General features: G+C 62.2%; 27 protein-coding genes and 1 pseudogene. 13 read left to right on the top strand and 15 right to left on the bottom strand.

All coding sequences use genetic code 11. The annotated features are described in order from the left end of the window. Positions 1-120 precede the first annotated feature (120 nt). Complete coding sequence (locus ACVWW1_RS12090) at positions 121-1,290, top strand: tetratricopeptide repeat protein (protein ID WP_456655920.1); 1,170 nt, start codon at positions 121-123, stop codon at positions 1,288-1,290. Positions 1,291-1,779: 489 nt separating this feature from the next. On the opposite strand, the gene ACVWW1_RS12095 is transcribed toward ACVWW1_RS12090, so the two are convergent. The 4 genes from ACVWW1_RS12095 to ACVWW1_RS12110 form a co-directional block, all read right to left on the bottom strand. After that, a complete protein-coding gene (locus tag ACVWW1_RS12095; protein WP_456655921.1) occupies positions 1,780-2,430 on the bottom strand; it encodes a hypothetical protein in 651 nt (216 codons plus the stop codon). A 36-nt stretch (positions 2,431-2,466) separates the two neighbouring features. Beyond that, complete coding sequence (locus ACVWW1_RS12100) at positions 2,467-3,207, bottom strand: ATP-binding protein (RefSeq protein WP_456655922.1); 741 nt, start codon at positions 3,205-3,207, stop codon at positions 2,467-2,469. A 360-nt stretch (positions 3,208-3,567) separates the two neighbouring features. Continuing rightward, complete coding sequence (locus ACVWW1_RS12105) at positions 3,568-3,963, bottom strand: lysozyme inhibitor LprI family protein (protein WP_456656662.1); 396 nt, start codon at positions 3,961-3,963, stop codon at positions 3,568-3,570. 246 nt (positions 3,964-4,209) lie between these two features. Continuing rightward, positions 4,210-4,614, bottom strand: coding sequence for a carboxymuconolactone decarboxylase family protein (locus ACVWW1_RS12110; RefSeq protein ID WP_456655923.1), 405 nt, complete (start codon positions 4,612-4,614; stop codon positions 4,210-4,212). Positions 4,615-4,969: 355 nt separating this feature from the next. Here ACVWW1_RS12110 and ACVWW1_RS12115 point away from each other — a divergent pair, with 355 nt between their 5' ends. Next, entirely contained in the window at positions 4,970-5,233 is a 264-nt protein-coding gene (locus ACVWW1_RS12115; protein WP_456655924.1) for a hypothetical protein, read from the top strand. Between the two features lie 38 nt (positions 5,234-5,271). On the opposite strand, the gene ACVWW1_RS12120 is transcribed toward ACVWW1_RS12115, so the two are convergent. Next, complete coding sequence (locus tag ACVWW1_RS12120) at positions 5,272-5,472, bottom strand: hypothetical protein (RefSeq protein ID WP_456655925.1); 201 nt, start codon at positions 5,470-5,472, stop codon at positions 5,272-5,274. A gap of 212 nt (positions 5,473-5,684) precedes the next feature. Here ACVWW1_RS12120 and ACVWW1_RS12125 point away from each other — a divergent pair, with 212 nt between their 5' ends. Continuing rightward, positions 5,685-6,749 (top strand): IS110 family RNA-guided transposase, encoded by a 1,065-nt coding sequence (locus ACVWW1_RS12125; RefSeq protein ID WP_456655926.1) that lies wholly within the window; start codon positions 5,685-5,687, stop codon positions 6,747-6,749. 692 nt (positions 6,750-7,441) lie between these two features. Here the strand turns inward: ACVWW1_RS12125 and ACVWW1_RS12130 are convergent. Then, on the bottom strand, positions 7,442-7,714 hold the full coding sequence (locus ACVWW1_RS12130; protein WP_456655927.1) for a DUF2312 domain-containing protein: 273 nt from the start codon (positions 7,712-7,714) through the stop codon (positions 7,442-7,444). 205 nt (positions 7,715-7,919) lie between these two features. On the opposite strand from ACVWW1_RS12130, the gene ACVWW1_RS12135 reads away from it, so the two are divergent. Next, positions 7,920-8,105 (top strand): hypothetical protein, encoded by a 186-nt coding sequence (locus tag ACVWW1_RS12135; RefSeq protein WP_162136641.1) that lies wholly within the window; start codon positions 7,920-7,922, stop codon positions 8,103-8,105. 51 nt (positions 8,106-8,156) lie between these two features. Here ACVWW1_RS12135 and ACVWW1_RS12140 read toward each other — a convergent pair. Then, positions 8,157-9,282, bottom strand: a pseudogene (locus ACVWW1_RS12140) (metallophosphoesterase). Positions 9,283-9,457: 175 nt separating this feature from the next. Continuing rightward, positions 9,458-10,084 (bottom strand): hypothetical protein, encoded by a 627-nt coding sequence (locus ACVWW1_RS12145; RefSeq protein WP_456655928.1) that lies wholly within the window; start codon positions 10,082-10,084, stop codon positions 9,458-9,460. A 223-nt stretch (positions 10,085-10,307) separates the two neighbouring features. On the opposite strand from ACVWW1_RS12145, the gene ACVWW1_RS12150 reads away from it, so the two are divergent. Together ACVWW1_RS12150 and ACVWW1_RS12155 are read left to right on the top strand one after the other, a co-directional pair. Beyond that, complete coding sequence (locus ACVWW1_RS12150) at positions 10,308-11,150, top strand: hypothetical protein (protein ID WP_456655929.1); 843 nt, start codon at positions 10,308-10,310, stop codon at positions 11,148-11,150. A gap of 270 nt (positions 11,151-11,420) precedes the next feature. After that, positions 11,421-12,416 carry an LLM class flavin-dependent oxidoreductase gene (locus tag ACVWW1_RS12155; RefSeq protein ID WP_456655930.1) on the top strand — a complete coding sequence of 332 codons (996 nt, stop codon included), beginning with the start codon at positions 11,421-11,423 and terminating at the stop codon, positions 12,414-12,416. 56 nt (positions 12,417-12,472) lie between these two features. Here the strand turns inward: ACVWW1_RS12155 and ACVWW1_RS12160 are convergent, their stop codons facing one another. After that, on the bottom strand, positions 12,473-12,889 hold the full coding sequence (locus tag ACVWW1_RS12160) for a DoxX family protein (protein WP_456655931.1): 417 nt from the start codon (positions 12,887-12,889) through the stop codon (positions 12,473-12,475). A gap of 309 nt (positions 12,890-13,198) precedes the next feature. Between ACVWW1_RS12160 and ACVWW1_RS12165 the strand changes: the two genes are divergently transcribed. The 3 genes from ACVWW1_RS12165 (at position 13,199) to ACVWW1_RS12175 (ending at position 14,923) form a co-directional block, all read left to right on the top strand. Continuing rightward, positions 13,199-13,339, top strand: coding sequence for a hypothetical protein (locus tag ACVWW1_RS12165; protein WP_171947553.1), 141 nt, complete (start codon positions 13,199-13,201; stop codon positions 13,337-13,339). A gap of 158 nt (positions 13,340-13,497) precedes the next feature. Further along, positions 13,498-14,454 carry a LysR family transcriptional regulator gene (locus ACVWW1_RS12170; protein WP_456655932.1) on the top strand — a complete coding sequence of 319 codons (957 nt, stop codon included), beginning with the start codon at positions 13,498-13,500 and terminating at the stop codon, positions 14,452-14,454. Between the two features lie 124 nt (positions 14,455-14,578). Next, entirely contained in the window at positions 14,579-14,923 is a 345-nt protein-coding gene (locus tag ACVWW1_RS12175) for a zinc ribbon domain-containing protein YjdM (protein WP_456655933.1), read from the top strand. Between the two features lie 64 nt (positions 14,924-14,987). On the opposite strand, the gene ACVWW1_RS12180 is transcribed toward ACVWW1_RS12175, so the two are convergent. The 4 genes from ACVWW1_RS12180 to ACVWW1_RS12195 all read right to left on the bottom strand — a co-directional run bounded on the left by ACVWW1_RS12180 (position 14,988) and on the right by ACVWW1_RS12195 (position 19,054). Then, positions 14,988-16,271, bottom strand: coding sequence for a cystathionine gamma-synthase family protein (locus ACVWW1_RS12180; RefSeq protein WP_207839245.1), 1,284 nt, complete (start codon positions 16,269-16,271; stop codon positions 14,988-14,990). Positions 16,272-16,514: 243 nt separating this feature from the next. Then, a complete protein-coding gene (locus tag ACVWW1_RS12185) occupies positions 16,515-16,775 on the bottom strand; it encodes a PepSY domain-containing protein (protein ID WP_092113648.1) in 261 nt (86 codons plus the stop codon). 129 nt (positions 16,776-16,904) lie between these two features. Further along, positions 16,905-17,654, bottom strand: coding sequence for an ROK family protein (locus tag ACVWW1_RS12190; RefSeq protein WP_456655934.1), 750 nt, complete (start codon positions 17,652-17,654; stop codon positions 16,905-16,907). 461 nt (positions 17,655-18,115) lie between these two features. After that, on the bottom strand, positions 18,116-19,054 hold the full coding sequence (locus ACVWW1_RS12195; protein WP_456655935.1) for a LysR family transcriptional regulator: 939 nt from the start codon (positions 19,052-19,054) through the stop codon (positions 18,116-18,118). Positions 19,055-19,169: 115 nt separating this feature from the next. Here ACVWW1_RS12195 and ACVWW1_RS12200 point away from each other — a divergent pair, with 115 nt between their 5' ends. Continuing rightward, positions 19,170-19,970: an alpha/beta fold hydrolase gene (locus tag ACVWW1_RS12200; RefSeq protein WP_456655936.1), complete on the top strand. Its 801-nt coding sequence runs from the start codon at positions 19,170-19,172 to the stop codon at positions 19,968-19,970. A gap of 193 nt (positions 19,971-20,163) precedes the next feature. Here the strand turns inward: ACVWW1_RS12200 and ACVWW1_RS12205 are convergent, their stop codons facing one another. After that, the gene (locus ACVWW1_RS12205) at positions 20,164-20,808 is read right to left on the bottom strand and encodes an FMN-binding negative transcriptional regulator (protein WP_456655937.1); all 645 of its coding nucleotides are present in this window, start codon (positions 20,806-20,808) and stop codon (positions 20,164-20,166) included. Between the two features lie 85 nt (positions 20,809-20,893). After that, the gene (locus ACVWW1_RS12210; RefSeq protein ID WP_176531687.1) at positions 20,894-21,136 is read right to left on the bottom strand and encodes a hypothetical protein; all 243 of its coding nucleotides are present in this window, start codon (positions 21,134-21,136) and stop codon (positions 20,894-20,896) included. Between the two features lie 634 nt (positions 21,137-21,770). On the opposite strand from ACVWW1_RS12210, the gene ACVWW1_RS12215 reads away from it, so the two are divergent. From ACVWW1_RS12215 to ACVWW1_RS12225, 3 genes are read left to right on the top strand one after another with little or no spacing between them, the layout of a single operon-like run. After that, positions 21,771-21,944 carry a hypothetical protein gene (locus tag ACVWW1_RS12215; protein WP_166204622.1) on the top strand — a complete coding sequence of 58 codons (174 nt, stop codon included), beginning with the start codon at positions 21,771-21,773 and terminating at the stop codon, positions 21,942-21,944. A 10-nt stretch (positions 21,945-21,954) separates the two neighbouring features. Continuing rightward, entirely contained in the window at positions 21,955-22,464 is a 510-nt protein-coding gene (pdxY, locus tag ACVWW1_RS12220; RefSeq protein ID WP_456655938.1) for a pyridoxal kinase, read from the top strand. Next, positions 22,464-22,829 carry a hypothetical protein gene (locus ACVWW1_RS12225; RefSeq protein ID WP_456655939.1) on the top strand — a complete coding sequence of 122 codons (366 nt, stop codon included), beginning with the start codon at positions 22,464-22,466 and terminating at the stop codon, positions 22,827-22,829. The genes pdxY and ACVWW1_RS12225 overlap by 1 nt, the downstream gene beginning before the upstream one ends. Positions 22,830-22,846 lie beyond the last annotated feature (17 nt).

A 22,846-nucleotide genomic window follows, 5' to 3' on the forward strand; every position in this document is an offset into this window, starting at 1 on the left:
CACTCTTCCTACCACGCGACTAACCAGTGTATGCGGCACAAGCACCATCCACACCCTGGCGCCGTCAGTGTGCACCGGATAGATTGCCCACCATCTTCCCTTACAAGACGGAGTTGCGCCGTGCGGTTGCTGTTGCTGGTGGTTTTCCTTGCCGCGACCTCGCCGGCGCTCGGCAGGTGGGTGGGCGTGGAAGAGGAGCGGATCCCGGTCGCCAGGCTCATCGAAAACCTGGAGAAGATCGCCAAGGACGATCCTACCAGCGTCGAGGCGTTGCTGAACCTTGGTCGTGCGCATGGCATGGCTTACGCCCAGAAGTCCGACCCACTGACGGTACCGAAGGCCTACCATGGCGTTCAGCCGCCGGCCGTTCCTTTCGGTACGGTAACGACTGCCGCTGACCCCACTTTGAGTACCGCCTCCCAGGCGCATCTGGAAGCCGCATTGAAAGCGTACAAGCAGGCATTGGAACTGGACAAGGATAACCTTGTCATCCAGCTCGGCCTCGCCTGGCTGACCGAGCAGGCCGGCAGGAAGGACGATGCGGTGAAGCAGTATCGAACGATCGCAACCGACGCCTGGGAGAAGGAAAAGAGCCTGACGATGGTTGGTCTCGGCGGGCGGACGCTGACCGGCGAAGTCGCCTCTTACCTCGTCCCGCTTCTCGACGCCGAGAAGGATAAGCGCGAGATCGAGACGCTGAAGGACCACGCCGCCACCATGGGAAAGCTGCCGTACCCGGTCACTCCCATCGCAGTGCCGCTGGCCGATGGGCTCACTACCACCGACCTCGAAGCACCCGACGCGCGGGTGACGTTCGACGTGGACGGCAGCGGGTTGGGTCGCGAATGGAGCTGGATTACCCCCAAAGCTGCCTGGCTGGTTAGCGACCCGAAGCTCGATGGCAAAATCAACAGCGGCCGGCAATTGTTCGGCAACGTCACGTTCTGGATGTTTTGGAACAACGGATACGCGCCGCTGGCCGCACTCGATGACGACCGCGACGGCATTTTGACCGGCAAAGAACTGGCCGGCCTCGCCCTGTGGCGCGATGCCAACGGCAACGGCGTGGCAGACCCCGGAGAGGTCAAGCCGGTTTCGGCCTATGGTATCGTCGCTATATCGTACAAATGGCAGACGCTGAACAACAACCCGGACAAGGTCACCTTCAGCCCGAACGGCGTGGTGTTCCAGGACGGAAAGACGCGCCCCAGCTTCGACCTAGTCTTGAAGGCGCAGCTTGGCTTCCAAGCCACGTTTCGTGCGCCAAATGCGTCGGAGAACAGCCCCTAAATTGCTTGAAAGACGGTTGTGTAGACGCCAACGGTTTGCTGAGCCTGTGACAGCAGCGTCTCCGAATACCTGACAGAGAGATCGCGTACGTGATCGCTATGGTTGAGCGGCAGGCACAACTTCTGTTGTGGGTCCCGCTTTCCTGAACATGTCATCCCGCTCTTCGAAGGGCCTTCCAAGCCAGCCGAGCGGCTGCGAGAACTGAAACGGCGCAAAAGGCAATACCTGGTCGACTCCGGCGCGCTTGCAGCAGGCGCCACCGTTTTCATGGCTGATTGCTAGACGCGAGAATCCTTGGTCCGGCCGGGCTTCGTGCATTGGCGACGAGTTCGATTTTAGGGGACGTGCTTTGCCCGACAAGGACCGTCTCGCCCCTCGTCGTGCGGGACCCGCGTTTCGCGATTTCAATAATTTGTAGATGCGCTAGGGGACGCGTTATGCCCGGCGCTGCACTTGGGTATCCACGGAGGGCGGCCGATCGGCCGCCCTTCATTCTGCTAGCAACCTCTCTTTTCCGACCTTCCTCAATTCTTGAGCAAGCCAAGCACGATACTCTTCATCAGCCCCCTCAAGCTCATAGCGAAGCTGAATCTCTCCGAGGTCAAAGTCGCTCGGCATCGAGAACTTCAGTCTATGTCGGACAACACATCCGACCACATAGTCATAACCAACGTGATGATCTTCGTGATATTGTATCGCGTAGAGATCAAAATTCTTCCGTATCAAGGGATCAATAATCGTATAGATAAACTCTAACGACAGCGCGCGGAAATCTTCATCTTCCGGTGCGCAAAAATGCTGAATCGAATTTCTCGCACGGCGAAGACGTTCAAAACAGTCGGGGTTGGGCAAACGCTGGCCGGTTGTAACCCACAACACCTGCGGAAGCTTCTCAAAGTCGTGCGTCTTACCTCTCTTAATGAGGCTTAGCAGGTCGAGCGCATCGGCCCGATTATCATCGAGGCTGAACAAATCCTTGAATATCAGGAGCGGATGCTCCTTTGCGATTATTGCTTTTAAGAATAGCTCACCGGCATGGGCGGTGTTCGTCACCGAGATAAAATCCCAATGCTCGTTTCCCGGATCGGCGAACACGGCATGCATATTCGCTTGCGCTAGAGCACCAATAGCAAGCGTCAATATCCGATCTGGAATTTGCCAAAGGAGTTTCGTTCGTCATTCGCCGCTCGCCGCTCGCTCGGTTGCCGGACCTAACGTTTCATTTCCGAAGAACAACTCATCAACTCGACACACCGCCTTACAAACTGCTCCAAGCGCGTTCTTGTCGCCCGCCCTCTCGGCCAATTCTCGTCCGACTTGCAGGGCATTAAGTACATCCTGGAGGGGCACCTTCATCGCAGTTACCGCCGTCAAACCATAGGCAAATGGCGCAACGTCCTCTCGCGCCCTCGGAACGCGCAACTTTCCTGCGGAAATCTCTTTGCTGATCGCACGCGCAGCCCCGTCAACTCGGCACTGATTGTTTCCCACTCCGAAAAAGATATATCCACCCCTGTTGTTCGCGAGAGCAGCAATCGCTCTCACAACGGGAGTTAGCTTTTTCGGATCAAAATCCTGCTTGCACTCGCACTCTTCACTTTCTCCTCGATGCAGATACCAAAGAGAATCGCTCTCCCGTCGAAAGAACTTGCGAACATCATGATCGTCACTCGGTGAACTCTGGTTTCGCTCTTGTGACGCGAAACGCTCTAAAAAGCGGTCTAGCTCATCGGAGGAAGCGGCAAGAATCTTGCCGGAGTTGCTATAGGCGCCTGTTCGGATAGTCGAAATTCGACCGGAGTTGACCGACCTTTCTGGACGGTTGAAATAGAACTGGATGTCCTTGTTCTTCATTCCCCGATCCAGCATCGCCTTGATCAAGGCGATTTCCGAATCTTGGATCGTACGCTTTGCCAAATGAGGCCCCCTGTCCCATCTGTCGTGGGGTTAGCCTGGTTGATATCATCCAACCGTTGCTGCCGCCACTTCTACGTGCAATGCATCAAATCGTCCCTTAGTAGGTAGGCCACCCGTGCTCTGGGAGAGCCACACGGGCTGCGTGCGGACATCAGGCGGCAGGCGTAGCTGTGACTGGGCGATCGATGGCCTTACCGGCGGGCTGACCCGCATGTGACTAGCAATGCGCAAAGCGGATCAACCGGAGGTGTAATTCGCCACTTCGCCCGCAACAGTCCCGCCGAGTTACCCTTCCGCCTTGCCCTCAGTGAGCTACGGCGGACAAGTCGCTCGCCCGCCCTGCTCGCAAAACGGCACCGTCTATCGCAAGGCGTGGGCACGCTTTTCAAGAAGCAGCGTGCGGTCGGTGATGTCCTTCAATTCGAACGCCTGGGAGTCGAGGAACGCGACGGACCCGTTGTCGGGGTCCGCGGCGAGGCGATGGGTTTCACCGAGATGATGCTTCAGCCAGGCCCGCTGCTCGACCTGCAATTGCGCGTGCGCCTCGCCCTTCGACTTGGCGAGAAGGGCTTGATAGGCGGCGTTGAGCCTGGTGTCCCACTTGTCGATTTCGGCCTTGCCGCAATCGAGCATCTTCGTCGACACCCCTTCGGCCTTGTCCATGCACGCATCATACTCGGTGCTTTGCTGCGCGCGGGCCGACAAGGTCCCGAGCACGAGCATGGCCGCAACAATGACAAGCCTTCGCGAAAGCATCACCACGTCCAGATCACCCCGCCTAGCGTCTTTCGACAACCATCGCCGCACAAAAGCGTCCGAATTGAGATCAAGGAAATGATGCGCCGGCTATCTGGCGGGGCTGCTCAGCAAGCGTAAGGCGGATCAGCCAACGGGTCGCGCGAACGCGCGCCCGATGGCAGGCTCCGCGACATCCGGGAGCTGCGCGCAGGTCGCAAGGTCAATCCCGCATATCACTTCGCTCATGCGGGCGACTTGCCAAGGCTATTTCGATGCGGTCAGTCTATCGACTTCCTGTTGGAGTTTCTGAAGGTCGTAACCCGCGCCTTGCAGCATCGTGCTGTTGAAACGGACCAGCGCGGCGGTTGCGATGGCCTCCTTGATTTGAGCATCGGTCGCGCCAGCGGCTTTCGCCAATTTGGTGTGACCGTAAACGCAATAGACGCACGGAATTTGTGCTGCCACACCGAGCGCAATGAGTTGCTTGGTCTTCGCGTCCAAGGCTCCCTTGGGATCCATCACAGCCAGTTGCTCGTCCCAATGCGGCTTCAGGACCTGCTCGGGAAGTGTCTGCTTCAAATATTCAGGAGCCTCCTGAGCGCTGACGCTTGGTTCCGTTGCCAAGGCCAACAACAGCGCTAAACCGGCACTCGCTAGTAAGGTTCTCATGACTGATCTCCCTAAAGTATAATTTGCGCCGAGCAATCAAAGTCGCCGCATTGGCTGTGGCTCAGAACCACGCCCGCGGTTTGCAACGATCTGATTAGAGCAGGGAAATGCGACCGGCGAAATGGGATTCAGCGCTGCGTTTGCACAGCAGCAATCCTGAGCCGCTCATTCGTCTTTGCAGTCAGCCAGCTATTTCTGGTCTACCCTCAACTCCGGACATGTCGCTGCATTGCGCCAACTGACGCGATGGGCCAAACTCAGACATCACCAGATTGCTCAAGCTTTCTATATTCGCTCAGATGGTCCTTTAACCCCTGACCCTACGTTTAGAGTCGTAAGCCAAAGATATCTGGTCATGCTCATTGAGATGGATAGAGTATTTCCCGCAAGAGAACGAGATGGCCTTATGGACGCGAAGTCAGCCGCAAGATTTAATCAACACGCAGAGCGGGCCATTGAGGAGTTGTCCTCGGCGCTCACGCTCGCCAAGGACGCCTCGCCAACAGATGAGTTTCTCAGATTGAAGACCCCGGTGGCCGATATCATCGCTCTGATAGACACCATGCTTCGGGATAATATATATAAAGATCATCCCGATCTGGATGGCATCAAACACTGACCTGCTAGCGTTTGCTTTGGGCCGCAAACGGACGCAGTTCATTTCGATAGCTTCTCGACAACGATGCCGTCGAAGGTCGGATAATGGATCAGGCCAGCTTCATCGGTCAGGATAAGCGTTCCCGTGTTCAAGCGCGCCCAGTGCTCGGCCGGGTGACTTTCGGCGAACTTACCTTCAGAGATTAGCGCCACTACTAGACCGGTCATCCCTTGTACTCGAACTTGGTCACCAATCTTCATACGGTCCCCGTGCAGCATTGTGCTGCTACGATCCATTTTTATAGCATGAAGCCGCTTTGGGACGAAGCGCGGCATATGCTGGCGTCGGTGCCATGTCAGTCCACTGTGCGACCTTGTTCACGACTGATGTCCGATAATGGGATGGTCCGGCCGTGCTCCTGCCCTGCCAGCAAGCGAAGCTGGCAAGGGGCGCCAAAGACAAGGAGCACGCCATGTCTGAGACACCCAATACCGCACTCGCCGTGATCGGCATCGATATCGGTAAGAACTCGTTCCACGTCGTGGGCCACGATGCGCGCGGCGCCATCGTGCTACGGCAAAAGTGGTCGCGTGGCCAAGTGGAAGCGCGGCTCGCCAACTTACCGCCCTGCCTGGTCGGCATGGAGGCCTGCGTCGGCGCACATCACCTGAGCCGCAAGCTCGCATCGCTTGGTCACGATGCCAGGTTGATGCCGGCCAAATATGTTCGCCCCTACAGCAAGGGACAGAAGAACGACTTCAACGATGCCGAAGCGATTGCCGAAGCCGTGCAGCGTCCGACGATGAAGTTCGTGGCGACCAAGACCGCGGAGCAACTCGATCTGCAGGCGCTGCATCGGGTGCGCGAGCGGCTGGTGTCGCAACGCACTGGCATCATCAACCAGATTCGCGCTTTTATGCTGGAACGCGGGATCGCCGTGCGCCAGGGTATCGGCTTCCTGCGCACGGAACTGCCCACCATCCTTGCGACGCGCACCGATGCCCTGTCGCCACGCATGTTGCGCGTCATCGAGGAGCTGGCAGGCGACTGGCGCCGGCTGGATCAGCGCATCGATGGCCTATCCGGCGAGATCGAAGCACTGGCCCGTCAAGATCAGGCATGTTCGCGCCTGATGACGGTGCCCGGCATCGGGCCGATCATCTCCAGCGCCATGGTGGCTGCGATCGGCACTGGAGACGTATTCTCCAAAGGCCGCGACTTCGGCGCCTGGCTCGGACTGGTGCCCAAGCAGATCTCGACCGGAGACCGCACCATCCTCGGCAAAATCTCCAGACGCGGCAATCGCTACCTGCGCGTTCTGTTCGTGCAGGCGGCATGGGTTGTGCTGGTCAGGATAAAGGACTGGGAACGTTACGGGCTCAAATCCTGGATCGAAGCCGCCAAAAGGCGGTTGCACCACAACGTTCTGGCGATCGCGCTCGCCAACAAGCTTGCCCGGATCGCCTGGGCGGTGCTGGCTAAGGGACGCGCCTTCGAGCTGACGAGGACCGACGAGACAAGCGTCCGACCCGCCTGATCCTCGCGCCGTGCTCGGCTCGGTCAAGGCGCAGCCTGGCGACGCCAGAGCCCGCCGCAAGTCAGGCGCGACGGCCGGCCTTGACCGCCCCTGCGCGCGACGCGATCGACGTTCTGCAAGGTCGGGACGAAGGAACGGCCCCTGGCTCGAACAAAGGAACTCAGCAATTTGAGGAGCAAGCGATGACGTAACCTATCAACAGCTTCCAGCCGAGGTCTGCGAGAGGATGAGACGAGATGGAGGTTCGGTCTTCCGAGCGCGTGCGAACACTGGTGACCCGAATGGCCCGATCGAGGCCTGTCCGCTAACGAGAACGTACGCGCGCTGATATCCATGATGGCCCGGAGCACCACACGCTCCGATCAGAGGCCGGATACATTGATGCAAGACCGCTCATCGCCAGCTCGACCAAATCTTCTTGCAACGCGCGGCCGGACCATACATTTGGGTCAAAATCCGACCGTGGCGGCGCGCCTTGCCCAGGTCGGCTCACCTTCCGAAAGCGGACTTGCAGCCTTCAAAGCAAGCGCTGGGCGGAGAGCCTACCGGGTCCGCGCGTAGCGCGGCCCGATGACAGGCTCCGGCGTAATCCGCCGCTTCGCTGGCAGCGGTCGCGGCGGGTTGCGCTTCCGCCTTCGCTCAATGAGCTACCGCGGACACGTCGCCAACCCGCCCTGCTGCCTCCGCAGACGTCAGGCCGCTTTCGCGGTCTTTTCTTCTGCCGGCGCGGTTTCCATCGCGCGCATGTAGAGATCGAGCAGTGATTCACGCTCGTCGCGCTCGTCCTGGTCCTGCTTGCGCAGCTTGATTATCTCCTTGAGGATCTTCACGTCGAAACCTTCGCCCTTCGCCTCCGAGAAGACTTCCTTCTTCTGTTCGCTGAGTTCCGCCATTTCAGTGTCAAGGTTCTCGATCCGCTCGACGAAGGAGCGAATTTTTCCGCCGGGAATGGTGATGTCAGACATGGTGCCTCCTGCTGAATGAGGTCGTGAAAATGAAAGCAAAGAGATGACCAATGTCTTAAGCCGCGCGCGCTCCGCGGCGTCTCACCTGCCGTCGGAAATGACCCGCTGCTGACCTTTGATGCCCGGGACATGCCGTTGTGACCTGCTATCATGGCAGCTTACTTGAGTGATTCAGCAACGGCCGCTCGCAACTTTACGAGGAACAATGTCCCAGTCTTTCAAAGTCGGCGATCTTGTCAGGAAGCGTGCCGGTTATGAGTATCCCGGCATTATCGTTTCAGTTTTTACGACTCGCGCCGGTGCGGTGCGTTACGTCGTGGAGGCCGATCATCCGGGATTTGCAGGGATGCTTCATATTTTCAATGGGGAGCAACTGGAGCCTCGCGCCTGACTTTCTCTTTCGCAACGCTTCATCGCGCGCCTCTTCACTTTCGCTGCTGGCTCACGCGTCGCCCGCCACCCGCAACGTGATCCGCGTCAATTCGGACGGGCGGCCGAGCCGCAAGGCAAAACCCGGCCATAGCGCGGTGCCGTTGTTGACGTAGAGCGTCATCCCATCGACGTCGTAGCGGCCCGAGACGAAGCCTGCGTTGGCGCGCGCGGCGAGGCGATCGATCCCCAGGATCATTCCGCCATGCGTGTGTCCGGAGAGTTGCAGGGCGACGCCGAGCGCGGCGGCGTTGCGGGCGTCGCTCGGCTGATGGTCGAGCAGGATGATGGGCGCGCCCTTGGGGGCGCCGTCGGAGCACCGCGGCAAGGTCGCGGATGGAATGCCCTCGGTGCCGCGACGCGCGGTCGGTAATTCCTGCGATCACCAGGCGGCCGGAGCCGCGTTCGAGCACGATGTGCCCGTTCTCGAGCGAGCGCAGGCCCAACGCTTCGTAGTGCGCCATCCACCCGTCGTAGCCGAAGATATATTCGTGATTGCCCGAGATCACGTAGACGCCGTCGGCGGCCACAAGATCCCGCAACGGCGCGATGTCCTTGCGCCGCGCATCGATGGTGCCGTCGATCAGGTCGCCCGTGATCGCGATCAGGTCCACGCCGAGCTTGTTCGATCGCGCGACGACCTCGCGCGCCCACGGCGCAGGAAACAGCCGGCTGATGTGCAGGTCGGTCAGTTGCAGGATGGTGTAGCCGTCGAACTGGCGCGGAAGCCCGCTTATGCCGACTTCGACATCCCTGAGCGGCGGAATGCGCATGGCCTGATGGACGCCGATCGCGGCGGCTGCGGCCGCGAGCGCAGCAAGTGCGTAGCGGACGCCGTCAGGCGCGCCGACGAAGCCGCCGTGGATCAGGGCTGCGACCAATAGCCCAGCATCGAGCGCCAGCTGCAGCAGCGCCAGCAGCACGATCGCACCGAACGCCCAGTTGAAGAGGACGACCACCGGACGCGGAAACTCCGGCGAGAATTCCGATCCCGACGACCACCTGTTCCAGCGGTGAAACTGCAAGGCGACCAGCACCAGCAACGCTGCGACGATCTTTGCCGGAAGCGGCCAGTCGAGCGGCCAGATGAAGCGGGCCAGGATCAGCAGGCTGGTCAGGCCAAAGATGAGTTGAGGAATGGGTCTCGCTCCGGATTTGGATCGGCGGCTGTGTGGTGGGCGCTGAGCGAAGGTAGGGTGGATCGGACGCGGGCGTAAGCCGCCGATCAGCACATTTTCGGCATGTGGCGCTTCGCCAAGACGCCCTGCGCGCAAGCCGCCCCTGTGGTATGGCGCAAACGCCGGAAGCGCCCGATCAGTCTTCGATATCGGCAATGCGCCTGAGCACGATCACGACGGCGAGGACCAAGCCAAACACGCCGCCGGCAACTCCGGCCAGACCAGAACCGAAGGCACCGCTGACATCCCGGTCGGACAGAACGAACGCAACCACTTCAGCGACAAAGCCCATCCCCAGCGTCAGTGCGATGATGATTGCGACGGATTTGGAAAATTCGATCGCAAATCGAACTGCCATATCTTCCAACGCGTCGAGCGCGCGGGTCATCCGACTGTTCGAGCGAAGGGCGGCCGGGCGAAGCGCGCGCCGATGCGTTCCGATTGAGGCGCTGGCGGATGCATTGCCGACCAATCGGTTCGCACGGGGATTGTCGCCGGGATCATCGAGGGCTCTGATGTCCAGTTTGAGTTCTCGCCGCACAATCAGCGTGACAAACAGCGCAAGACATAAAAGTACGGCCAGGCCAGCGTAGATACTGAAGCTTCCCGCCAACACGATCAGAAAACCGCCGGCCCACCCAAACGCCTCGGCACAAACGTAAGCCACCGCCCACGTGACGGCATCGGCGAAGGACCGTTTTGCTTTAGGGACGAAATCCGCCAGCCTCATCGGTTTGCCTTTTCGACGCTGCTCGACCCGCACGATCAGCCACTCAATTCACCAAGATGTGGACCGCCGGCCGTCGGGTGCAATGCTTTCGCACGTCGCGCGACTGAGATCACAGAGGCGGCTGCAACGAGCGGCCTCTGCCTATGACTCAATTGCGGCCACGCTCAAAGCCAAAGCCTCGTCACGAAAAAGAATTTGAACATTGCTCATCTTTCTGGCTATTATTGAACATTGTTCATTTTTGTTGGAGCCGACGATGCAAACGACCTTCCGGATGGACGGATTGACCGGGCCCGATCGGCCCGTGAAGCCGTGGATGAAATGCGCCCCGACGATCATCACGATCGGCATCATTGCGGCATTCGCGGTGCACGGGCGTATCGCGCAGCCGCCCCACTACAATGATTTCGCCGACCACTCGGCCGTCTTCGGCCTCCCCCACGCAGGCGACGTGCTGTCCAACATCGGCTTCGCCCTGGTCGCGATCTCTGGCTGGCTGGCGCTGCGGCCCCACCGCGACAGCGACCGGCTCCGCGCCGGATGGCCGGGCTATCGCCTGTTCCTGATCGGGCTGTTGCTGACCGCGTTCGGCTCCGCGTTCTTTCACCTTGCCCCCGGCAATGGCCGGCTGACCTGGGACATGCTGCCGATCGCGCTCGCCGGCGCCGGCCTTCTCATCGGCGTCCGCGGCGACACGCAACCGGAAGCGAAGACGAACATCGAGGCGATCGCTCTCGCGCTTTACGCCGCCGCCAGCGTCGCATGGTGGGTCACGACCGACAGGCACGGCGCGGGCGACCTGCGACCGTATCTGTTGCTGCAGGTGCTGCCGCTCATCCTGATCCCGCTCTGGCAATCGATTCATCGCGCGCCGCGCGCTGAGCGCATCGCCTTCGCCACCGCGATGGCGCTGTACGTCGTGGCCAAGATCACTGAGGTGCTCGACCATCAGATCGCAAACACGCTTCAGTTCGTCAGCGGCCACACCCTGAAGCATCTGATCGCGACCGCGGCCACCGCCGCAATTGTCTGGGGCGTGACGCGACGCTTCGCCGGCGGTGGCCGGCGAACGGCGGGCGCCCGCATTATTTCGGAATAATGGAAATGTATCGCTGATTTGCCCGACGCGTCAAGTCGCTTTTCCGGGTCGCGGCGGCAACCTGCTCCTTTGCATGGGGTTGTTTTCGATATTTTGGGACTCCTGGCCTTGCTTCGTCGGTAGCAATACCTCGGTCGCATCCGGCAGATTGACCGGCACGCGGACAGTATCCATATGCATCTGCATGAACCGGCTACCCGCGCCGTTTCGCATCCACCTGGACACAGCCAGATACCATCGGCTCCCCGTCCCCAGCATTCCGGAGTCGCCGTGGCCGCCCTCTCCATCCTTGACCTCGTCCGCGTCACCGAAGAGACCGACGCGCGCGGTGCGCTCTACAATGCGCGCGATGTCGCTCGCCATGCCGAGGCGCTCGGCTATCGCCGGATCTGGGTGGCGGAGCACCACAACATGGCGGGCATTGCGAGCGCCGCGACGTCGGTGGTGATCGGGCATATCGCGGCGGGAACGAAGACCATCCGGGTCGGCGCCGGTGGCATCATGCTGCCGAACCATGCGCCCTACGTGATTGCCGAGCAGTTCGGCACGCTGGCGCGGCTGTTTCCCGACCGGATCGACCTCGGCCTCGGCCGCGCGCCGGGCACCGATCAGCTCACCCTGCGCGCATTGCGCCGGACGCCCGAATCCGCCGAGAACTTTCCGCAGGACGTGCTCGAAGTGCAGGCCTTCCTCGCCGCCGCCGGCCCCAACCAACGCATTCAGGCGGTGCCGGCCGCCGGCACCGACGTGCCGCTGTGGATCCTCGGATCGAGCAACTTTGGCGCGATGCTGGCCGGCGAGCTCGGCCTGCCCTACGCCTTCGCCTCGCACTTTGCCCCCGAGCTCTTGATCCAGGCGCTGCAGATTTATCGCGCGCGGTTCAAGCCGTCGGAGCAGCTGCAGCATCCCTACACCATGGTCGGCGTCAACATCATCGCCGCCGACACCGACGCGGAAGCGCGGCGGCTTGCCACCACGCAGCAGATGTCGTTCACCAACATCTTCCGCGGCGCGCGCGGCCTCAGCCAGCCGCCGATCGACGACATCGAGACCTACTGGTCGCCATCCGAGAAGGTTCAGGCGATGCGGATGCTCGCCCGCTCCATTATCGGCTCGCCCGAGACGGTGCGTGCCGGGATCGATGCGCTGGTCGCGGAGACCGGCGCCGACGAATTGATGATCGTGTCCGACGTCTACGATCACCAGAAGCGGCTGCGATCGTTCGAATTGATCGCCGAGGCCGGCGGCATCAAGCCGCAAGCGTAGGGCGGATTAGTCTTACTGCGTCATACGCTGGCGCTAACCCGCCCAACTCGCGCCATTCAATGCGCAGCGACGGCTTGCGGCGCCACCTGCTTGGCGCGGTTGTCGAGGCTGAGCGCGCCGGCGCCGAACGCTGCGATCTGCAGCAGTCCACCCGCCATCATCACGTTCTTCAGGAAGTGGATCATCTGGTTCTGGTCGGCGAAATTGCTGTGGAACGCGATCGCGGTCGCGACCGAGAACACCGCCAGAGCCAGCGCCACGGCGCGGGCCTGATAGCCGGCAATCAGCAGCAAGCCACCGCCGAGCTCGACGGCGACCGCCACCGCAAAGGCGAGCGGCGGAAACGGCAGGCCGACCGCACTGATCAGACCAGTCGTGGCCGCATACGCGCCGAGCTTGCTGAGACCGCTCATGGCGAACGGGAGGCCGATCAGAAGCCGGCCGGCGAAGGGAAGATAATTGGTAGCGCTCATGGTCGTGCACCTTTCTTGCGTGGATGAATGCGGCGCCCCACCGTCCGTGGCCTCGCCGGTCGCGAACCGTCTTGCTGTCCGCTTCGTCTCTGTTATCGCCCCGCAGCCGCCGATCGATTAGTCGTCCAGTTTCAGACGGATCGTTCCATCAGAAGAACGATCGCGTGGCATGCGACGACGGCGCGCCGGACCACGCAGCGCCGGGATCACGCAGCGTCGTTCAGTCTGTGGAACGCTCCGTCTGACAAACATCGGCTAATGCGGCTGGTCGGTCGCGCCTATGATCCCTTGCATCGAAGGAGACGGACCATGTGCGATATCCTGATGAACAATTTGATCAAGGCCCTGCGCAGCTTCCAGCACGCCTGCCTCACGCCGGCCATCCGGGACGACGACGAGGACGATGGCGACATCGCAACGCCGAAGACGAGCCTGGACGACGGCTGGTGAAGCCGCTCGCGAGGCGCCCTCGCCGGCCATCCGCAGACCCAGCGGCGCGCCGATATCGCGCCCGACATGGCGGCACGCCGGGCGCCGCCGCGCTGCCCGTCGAACGGCTTTCCGGTCGACAGGCGGCGATTCGACGTTGAAAATCGAAGGGAACTATGATGCGGATGAATGATCTGGTCCCGCCCGATGCGGGCGGAATTGACCTGGCAGCGCCTTTCATGCGGGACTTCAACGACCTCTATTTCTTCGCGGCAGTGGTCAAGCACGAGGGGTTTTCGGCCGCGGCACGCGCGCTCCGCCTGCCGAAGTCCAGGATCAGCCGCCATGTCGCGCTGCTGGAGGAGCAGCTCGGCGTTCGCCTGATCGAACGCTCGACGCGCCGCTTGAGCATCACGGCGATCGGCCGCGACGTCTACCGCCATGCGCAGACCGTGGTCGACGCCGCCGAGGCGGTCGACGAAGTCGCCCTGCGGATGAAGTCCGAGCCGCAGGGCCTCGTCCGCATCGGCTGCCCGGTCGGCGTCCAGCGGGCGCTGGCGCCGAAATTGCCCGAGCTGTTTGCCAAATATCCACGCCTCAGGGCGCAATTCCTCATCACCAACCGGCCGATCAATTTGATCGAGGAGCAGGTCGACGTCGCCATTCGCATCCGCGACAGCCTCGATACCGACAGCGAGATGCAGATGCGCAGGATCGGGACCAGTCGGAGGCTGCTGGTCGCGAGCCCGGCCTTGCTCAGGGAGCACGGCACGCCCAAGGCGCCGGGCGATCTTGCCGGGCTGCCGATCCTCGATGCCACGGAAACGCCGGGCCCGCGGACATGGGAGCTGTCAGGCCCGCGCGGGCAAAAGGCCTCGGTCGCCGTCGAGCCGAAGATTTCCGCGGGTGACTTCACCATCCTCATTCACGCGGCCCAGGCCGGGCTCGGCATCGCGCTGCTGCCCGAGCTTCAATGTCAGGACGCGCTCAGCGAAGGCAAACTGGTCCGCGTTCTGCCGGACTGGAGCGCCAAGGAAGGCATCATCCATCTCGTGTTTCCGTCCCGCCGCGGCATGTTGCCCGGCGTCCGCGCCACCATCGATTTCCTGGCCACCGCGCTCAAGGCACAGATTTAGCTGGCTCAAGTCTGGCTGGTCCGTCCTGCGCGCTCGCCGCTCAGCCGCATACGCGACGGTTTTTTCTTGCTTTGCCCGCGTGCACCCCTACGGTGCGCCCGTCACGACGGAGACGATCTCAACGATGGACGCGGCCATGAACTGCCCGAAATGCAATTCCGAGCATGCCTATCAGGACGCGGCTCTCTGGGTCTGCCCGGAATGCGCCCATGAATGGAGCGGCGAGGCGATCGCGGTAGCCTCGCAGGAGGCAAGCGTGCGTGATGCACACGGCAATCCGCTGGCGGACGGCGACAGCGTCATCGTGATCAAGGATCTCAAGGTCAAGGGCTCGTCATCGGTCGTCAAGGGTGGCACCAAGGTCCGGAACATCCGCCTCACCGAGGGGAGCGATGGACACAACATCGCCTGCAAGATCGATGGCATCGGCGCGATGAACCTGAAATCCGAGTTCGTGAAGAAGGCTTAGCAAGCGTCGGCGGATGAGCGGACCGCATCCTCAACGTGCCGCTTCTCCTGCCCTGTGCGTTTGCTCACACCCTGCTCAATGCCTGCGCGATGTCGGCGACCAGATCGGACGGATGCTCGATCCCGATCGAGAGCCGGATCGTCGTATCCAGCACCCCGATCTTCTTCCTGATGTCGGCCGGCACGCCGGAATGCGTCATCGTCGCAGGCAGGCTCGCGAGTGACTCGGTGCCGCCGAGACTCACCGCGAGCTTGAATATTTGCAAGCTGTTGAGGAATTTCTCCGCCGCCGCCTGCCCGCCGACGATGTCGAACGAGAAGGTCGAGCCGGCGCCAGAGCTTTGGCTTGCGAACACACGCCCCGCCGGCGACGCCGCGTCGTGATGGCCGAGATAATGCACCTCGGCTACCTTGGGATGGTCGCGCAAATAGTCGGCGACGATGTGCGCATTGCGGTCGGCCTTCTCCATCCGCAGGCTGAGCGTTTCCAGCGATCGGCTGATCATCCAGCAGGAATGCGGATCGAGCTGGGTGCCGATCGCGCCGCGCAGCGCCTTGACGTCCTTCATCAGCTTCTTCGAGCCGAGCGCCGCGCCCGCGATCAGGTCGGAATGGCCGCCGACATATTTGGTCAGCGAGTACAGCGAGAGGTCAGCGCCGTGCTCGATCGGGCGCTGAAACACCGGCCCGAGCAGCGTGTTGTCGCAGGCGATGATCGGGGTAAAACCCTGCGCCTTGCCGATCGCGTCGGCGACGCGCCTGACAAGCGCAATATCGACCTGGCCGTTGGTCGGATTGGCCGGCGTCTCGATGAAGATCATCGCGACGCGGCCCTTCTTCATGGCCTCGTCGGCAGCAGCGCGGACGATGGTCTCGTCGAGGCCGTCGGCAAAGCCGACGGCTTGAATCGAGAACCCCGCCAGCGTCCTGCTGAACAGCGTCTCCGTGCCGCCATAAAGCGGCTGCGAGTGCAGGATGACGTCGCCGGGCCGCGCGAAAGCCAGCACCGTGGTCGAGATCGCCGACATGCCGGAGGAGAACAGCGCACAGCTCTCGGTGCGCTCATAGATCGCGAGCCGGTCCTCGACGATCTCGCTGTTCGGATGATTGAAACGCGAATAGACCAGTCCCGCCCCCATGCCTTCCGGAGGCTCGCGCCGGCCCGAGACGAAGTCGAAAAAGTCCTTGCCGTCCTCGGCGGTCCTGAACACGAAGGTCGAGGTCAAAAATACCGGCGGCTTGACGGCGCCCTCCGACAGCTGCGGATCGTAGCCGTAGTTCAGCATCTGGGTTTCCGGATGCAGCAGGTGGTTGCCGATGTGGGTTCTGGACGGAAACGGTTTGACCACGGCTAGTCTCCTTGTCTCGAGGGATCGCCGCATCGGCTGATCCATAAGAATCTGCCGCAAGCATACTCCACCTTTGTGCCATTCCGCCAAAACACTGCGTCGAACACTCTGGATAACGAACGGCCGGCGTGCGCCCTGCGCCGCCGGCCGTCCGAAAACCGTAACCCACGCCGTGCGTGCGCGATGTCACCTACCCGATGACATCAGGACCGATCGCCGGCGCTCACGCTGCGGTGAATACGGCTACCAGCTGCGATCCACATTGCGCACCTCGCCGGTCCGCGCATCGACATCGACCTGCATCCAGCGGCCGAGCCGGTCACGGCCCTCGACTTCCCACTCGTCGCCGAGGAACTGGGTGTTGGACACCGTCACGATGCCGAGATTGGTCGCGACGTCGAGGGCTGCCTCCATCGAGATCTGGCTGCCGGAATCATAGGCCATCGCCGGCGTCGCTGCGCTGATCGCCAACGCCGCAATGGCGGGAATAATATAGCTTCGCATCAGTCACTCCTCATGGAACGGGATGTCATGCCGCATAAAACGAGCGGCGCACCCAATCAGTTCCGGCAACAGGGGTGACGAGCAGCGCGAAACTTCGGCAGTTGCGGCAATTTGGTGGCGGTTCCAGTTTCACCGACGCGCACCGAGCGTCTTGCGCGTTGCCCTCTTCCACATCCGGAAGCCACCCTCGAATGCGTTGGCGTTGTCGCCGAACCTCACCTTCGGTGGCGGATTGTCGACCTTGTCGGCATTGCCGCCGCCGAGCACGATGTAATCGGGCTCCAGCGCCGCCGACAGCCGCGCGATGACGTCGTCGACGCTCTTGCGCCAATTCTTCCGGCCGCGCCGCTCGAGGCCGGCGGCGCCGACGTAATCCTCGAACGTCCCGTCCTTGCGATAGGGCAAATGACCGAGCTCCATCGGCTCGTAAACGCCCTCCACGATCATCGCGGAGCCAAGCCCGGTGCCGAGGCCGAGAAACAGCATCCGCCCGCCCTGATAGCTGCCGATCGCCTGCATCAGCGCATCGTTGACCACCTTCACGGGCCGGCCGAACGCGCTGTGAAAATCGAAGCCGGCCCAGCCGCGGCCGAGATTGTGCGGCTCCGCCAGCGGACGGTTGTGAACCACCGGTCCGGGGTAGCCGATCGAGATCACATCATAGCACCAGTCCCTGGTCAGCGCCTTGACCTGCCGCACCATCTCGGTGGCGGACAAAGTTGGACCTGACTCGAATTCGCGCTTGATGCGCTCCTTGTCGGTCATGACCTTCACATGCGTGCCACCAATGTCGATCGCCAGCACCGTCCGGCGCGACGCGGGCTTTTTCGCCTTCTTGCCTGTCTTCCTGCTTGTCCTCTTGCCTGTCTTCTTGGCCATCGGTGCGATCTCTCTTGTGTCCACCGAGTGGAGCAGAGAAACGCATCGCGCGCCACAGCTCCGTTCTGCATCTGACTCCAGTTTGTTCGCGAGGAACGAATCGGAATCGAGAAATTCGGCGCGGCTCAAGCATTAAGAAGACGTGTGCGCCCGACGTGTCCGAGCAGCTAATGTTGTACCGAGATGGGATATTTGCTCCCGGTATGGAATATCTCCGCGCATTTCGGGCGCACTGCGGTCGATCGCTTCACCTATCAAGCGACGACTCGCATCACAGCCACGTTCCCCATCCGACTCCAGTTTGTTCGCGAGGAACGAATCGGAATCGAAAAATCAGCGCGAAGCGATTCTTAACAACGCGTTTGCGTAAACTTGCTGCGGATGCGCTCTTAACGCGGATCAGTGCAAGCGTAATCCGCCCTCGCTCGACATCGTCGTGCCGGCGCGCTACGGCGCGCGCGTCATCGGCGACGCTTCGCGCGCATCCGTTGGCTAACCCGCCCTGCGCGCCGCGTGAGCGGCCACGCTTCAAGGTGAAGCCAAAGCGCTTCCGCGACAGGTCCGTGCGCATGCTGCCGATGGCGGATTGCCGCGAGACTTTCCTCGCGACCCGGAAAATTCGGGCCCGCGATGCTGACCAGTCGGCCATCCCTGAGCTCATCCTCGATCAGCCACGCCGGCAGATGGCCCCAGGCGAGACGATGCAGGATCAGCTCCTTCTTCATCATCTGATCCGGCACGGTACAGCGATGGGCGCCGTCGATCAGGAAGAAGCTTTCCGACGACGATCGCCGCGCCGTGTCACGGATCACGCACTGCGTGAAGGGGCGCATCTGCTCCGGAGTGATCCGCTTCGTCCACGCGAATGGCAGAAACCCGGGAGCGACAACCGGCACCATGGCCGTGGTCGAGAGCTCGATCCGTTCGAAGCGCGGATCGGACGGGTCCGCGCGATGAAACACGAGGTCGGCGTTATCATCGATCAAGCGCTCGAGAGGCCCCCCGACAGCCTCATATTCCAAATGCAGGCGCGTGTTGGGATATTTGGCAAAGAATCCCGAGAGCATTTGCAGGACGGGCGGCCGCGGGCAGAGGTCACCGATGACGACACGCAGCACAACCTCTTCGCCGCCGACAAGCTGGTCCGCATAGGTCTGCAGCAGATCGAGTTCGCGCAGCGTCAACCGCGCGCGTTCGTGAAACGTCCGCCCTGCATCCGTCAGCCCGACGCGGTACCCGCTGCGGTCGAACAGCGTGAGGCCGAGCTGCTGTTCGAGGCGGGCGACCGCCGCGAACACCGACGGGTGCGAGCGGTTCAGGGCGGCGCCCGCAGCCTGGAAGCTGCCCTTGGTCGCGACCGCGTCGAAGCAGCGCAGATCGTGGAGCTTGATCCGATCCATTGTCCATGAATCCTACAGAGACTGATCGATCTTAGTAATTTTCTCTACGGAGCGCGAGCCCTAGGCTGGCGCGACGCGAAGCCGTCGGCTTCGACCAGCACAAGGGAATGACGACATGAGCGGCGTTCGACACTTCACGACGGCGGACGGCTGCCGGATTGCGTACCGCATCGACGGTGCCGATGATCGGCCGGTGCTCGCGCTGTCGAACTCGATCGCCACCAACCTGCACATGTGGGATCCCTCAATGCCCACCCTGACCCGGTCGTTTCGCATTCTCCGCTACGACACCCGCGGTCACGGCAGTTCAGACGCGCCGGTGGGCGCCTATTCGATGGACCGGCTCGGCCGCGACGTGGTCGAACTGCTCGACGCCCTCGAGATCGATCGCGCACATTTCCTCGGCCTGTCGCTCGGCGGTTTCATCGGGCAGTGGCTCGGTATCTTCGCGCCTGAACGCATCGATCGCCTGATCCTCTCGAACACCGCGCCCCACCTCGCGTCTGAGCTGCCGTTCGACGACCAGATCCGCGCCGTGCTGGCCGCCCCGGATATGAACGCAATCGCAGACGGCTTCATGCGCAACTGGTTTCCCGCAACGATGCTGGCTGCGCCGAACGAGATTGTCGACGAATTCCGCGGCATGGTGCGCGCCACCCCGGCGCGCGGCCTCGCCGGCTGTTACGCCGCACTGCGCGATGTCGATCTTCGCCGCATCATCTCGCTGATCGCAGCGCCGACCTTGGTCATCGGCGGTGAGAGCGACACCGTCACGCGGGCCAGTCACAGCGAGGCGATCGCAGCGGCGATCCCCGATGCGAAGCTCGTTCTGCTGCCCGGCGTTCACATCCTCAACGTCGAGCAGGCGGATCGATTCAACGATGAGGTCGCGAGCTTCCTGCAAGGCGCACCCTAACTGTTCTCCATCCGACTCCATTTTGTTCGCAAAGAACGAATCGGAATCGAACAAAATCGGCGCGAAGCAAATCTTAACAACACGTTTGCGGCCTCCACACCAATCGACTTTGTACGGCGGATCAGCGCAAGCGTAATCCGCCGTCGGTCCGCAACACCTGAGCGGCGGGTTACGCTTCGCTGACCCGCCCCACCTACCGTCCCCCCTCATACGCAAGCTCCGGCCGCAGCGCGCGCATCTTCTCCGCCAGCCTGTGGCTTGAGGTCTCCTCCGCATGCGCGAGCCGGTTGACGAGCGCGACATAGTCTGCATCGCTCTTGTGCTGGTTGAGCTTCGACTGGCCCTCGATCTGATCGACGACGATATCGATCACCCGGATCCCTGCCAGCATCTGTTCGCGCTTGCCGGGCTCCATCTGCGTGAGGTCCCACGGATGTTTCGGCAACCGCGCCTCGGAGACCGCGAGCAGCGCGTCGCCGTGGCCGCGGTTCTCCCCGTGATCGCGCAGATGCGCAACGCCCGACAGGTGCACCGCCTCATAGAGCCAGGTGGAGACGTTATCGCGCGAGACGTACCAGTCGTTCGAGATGTAGGCGTCGTCACCGGAGACGATCAGCAGAAAACGCCTGATATCGTCGGCGAGCTCGACCAGCGGATTCTTCGCGGTGAGATGGATCTGCACGATCACGCGATCGTCGCGCCGCGCGATCACGAACGGCACATGGGATGCCCGCGGGCCGCGCGCATCGGCGGCGACGATGGCGCCAAAGCCGCGCGCCGCCGCAAAGGCCAGCGCGTGGTCGTCCTCGATGCGAAATTGGGGACGGAGGATGTGCATGGCGGCGGCGCTCGCGGCTGGAGGGAGACGACCCAGCGAAGCTAGCGCAACTTTTGCCGGAGATCACCGCCATGCACCGTCCGGCTCAGCAGATCATGGCATTGTCGCCGTGATCGCAGACGCCGCCGGGCTGATCCCGGGGCAGCGTTTCGAACTCGCCGTAGCGCGGCACGGCCATGCGCGGCGGTCCGCCGCCCCAGCGGCCGGCGGCCGCGGCATGTCCCTTCACGAACGCGGATGGGCCGGCCGGGACTTCGCGCGCCATGGCCGATGTCGTCAGCATGCCGAGGGCGAGCAAGCCGGCCGCGACGTGTTTGATCGTGGTCATCGAGCATCTCCTGCTGGATTCAACAGGATGGGACCATCTCGCCGGCCTGCTGAAGCATTTTCGCTGCTACCATGACGGGCGGCACGACCGGATTATTCCGCGACGACGCAGCGAATTTGCCTGTCCTGCGGCTCGGTCCGACACATTCGATTGATCGAAGCGTGACCGCCGGGACCGGAGGCCCGGGCGACCGCAACCGAGTTGGCCTCCGCGCAAGTCAAATCCGGTGCGAGAGCTGCGACAAAAAACAACCCGGACCGGCAAATCAGCAAGAACGTCAAGCCCGCACTAAGAAAATATTCCGCTTGGCGCTTGCACCCGGCTTTCCCTGCGCCCTCCGTTCGAGAGAGGGCGAAACGAAAGGCAAGACTCGAACAAATCGTGTCGCGAGAATGCCGATGAGTGCTGCGCTCTATCCCCGCAATCCTGAGGTGCGAGCCTCCTCGGCGAGCCTCGAAGGATGAATCGGCCAGAGTGGGGCCGCACATCCTTCGAGGCTCGCTCCGCTCGCACCTCAGGATGACGGTCGCATAGAGCATCGCGAAGCTCGAAGGCTGACATCCGCCGTTGAACTCGCGCCAACTCGCGGGTTACGCTGTCGTCCATCTCACGCCCTCTCGCTGGAAGGATCACCATGAACGGCAATCGATATTATGGCGTCCGCGTCGAGGGCGCGAAATACGGCGTGGGGTTTGGCTCGGCGCTGGCGATTGCGATCTCCTACACCAACAACCATTCGATCCTGTGGGCGATCATCCACGGTATCCTGGGCTGGCTCTACGTGATCTACGCCGCGCTGTTCGGGTAATGCGGACGACATGACCGTCATCTCGATCCAGTCACAGGTCGCCTGGGGCCATGTCGGCAACAGCGCTGCCACCTTTCCGATCCAGCTGCACGGTATCGACGTCGTCGCGGTGCCGACCACGCTGCTCAGCAACCGGCCGGGCTATCCGACGATCCGCGGACGGGTGCTCGATGTGCAGCTGGTCGCCGACCTCTTGCGCGGCATCGAGGAGCGCGGCGCGATCGAAAGCGCAAGCATGATCCTCTCAGGCTATCTCGGCTCGGCCGACATCGCGTTGGACGTCGCCGACTTCGTCGCCCGCGCAAAAGCGGAAAACCCGGCCCTGCTCTATTGCTGCGATCCCGTGCTCGGCGACCGTGATCGCGGCATGTTCGTGCGATCGGACATCCCGCCGCTGGTGCGCGATCAGCTTTGTCCGCTGGCCGACATCATCACGCCCAACCATTTCGAGTTCGAATTCCTCTGCGGCGCGCGCGTGACGACGACCGATGACGTCATCGCGCAGGCGAGCGCGCGCTGATGGCGCGGGGGCCTGCGACCATCGTCATCACCAGCGCCGAGCTTGCCGGCACGCCCGACGGCGAGATCGAGACGCTGGCGATCGAGCGCGTTCATTCCGACAAGACTTGCGCCTGGCGCGTGCGCACCCCGCGCGTGCCGATCAGCCCGTCCGGCACCGGGGACCTGTTTGCCGCGCTGTTCGTCGCCGCCCGCGTGCGTGGCCTGGCGACGCCGGAGGCGCTCAGCCATGCCGCGTCAGGCATCCACGGCGTGCTGGTGCGCACGGCGGAGCGAGCAACCGAGGAAATGCGCATTGTCGAAAGCGCTGAGCTGATGCTTGATCCGAAGCCACGCTTCGCGGCGGTCGCCATCCCTGCATCCTGACATCCGGGACACGTTTC

The organism is Bradyrhizobium sp. JR3.5, from assembly GCF_054057015.1.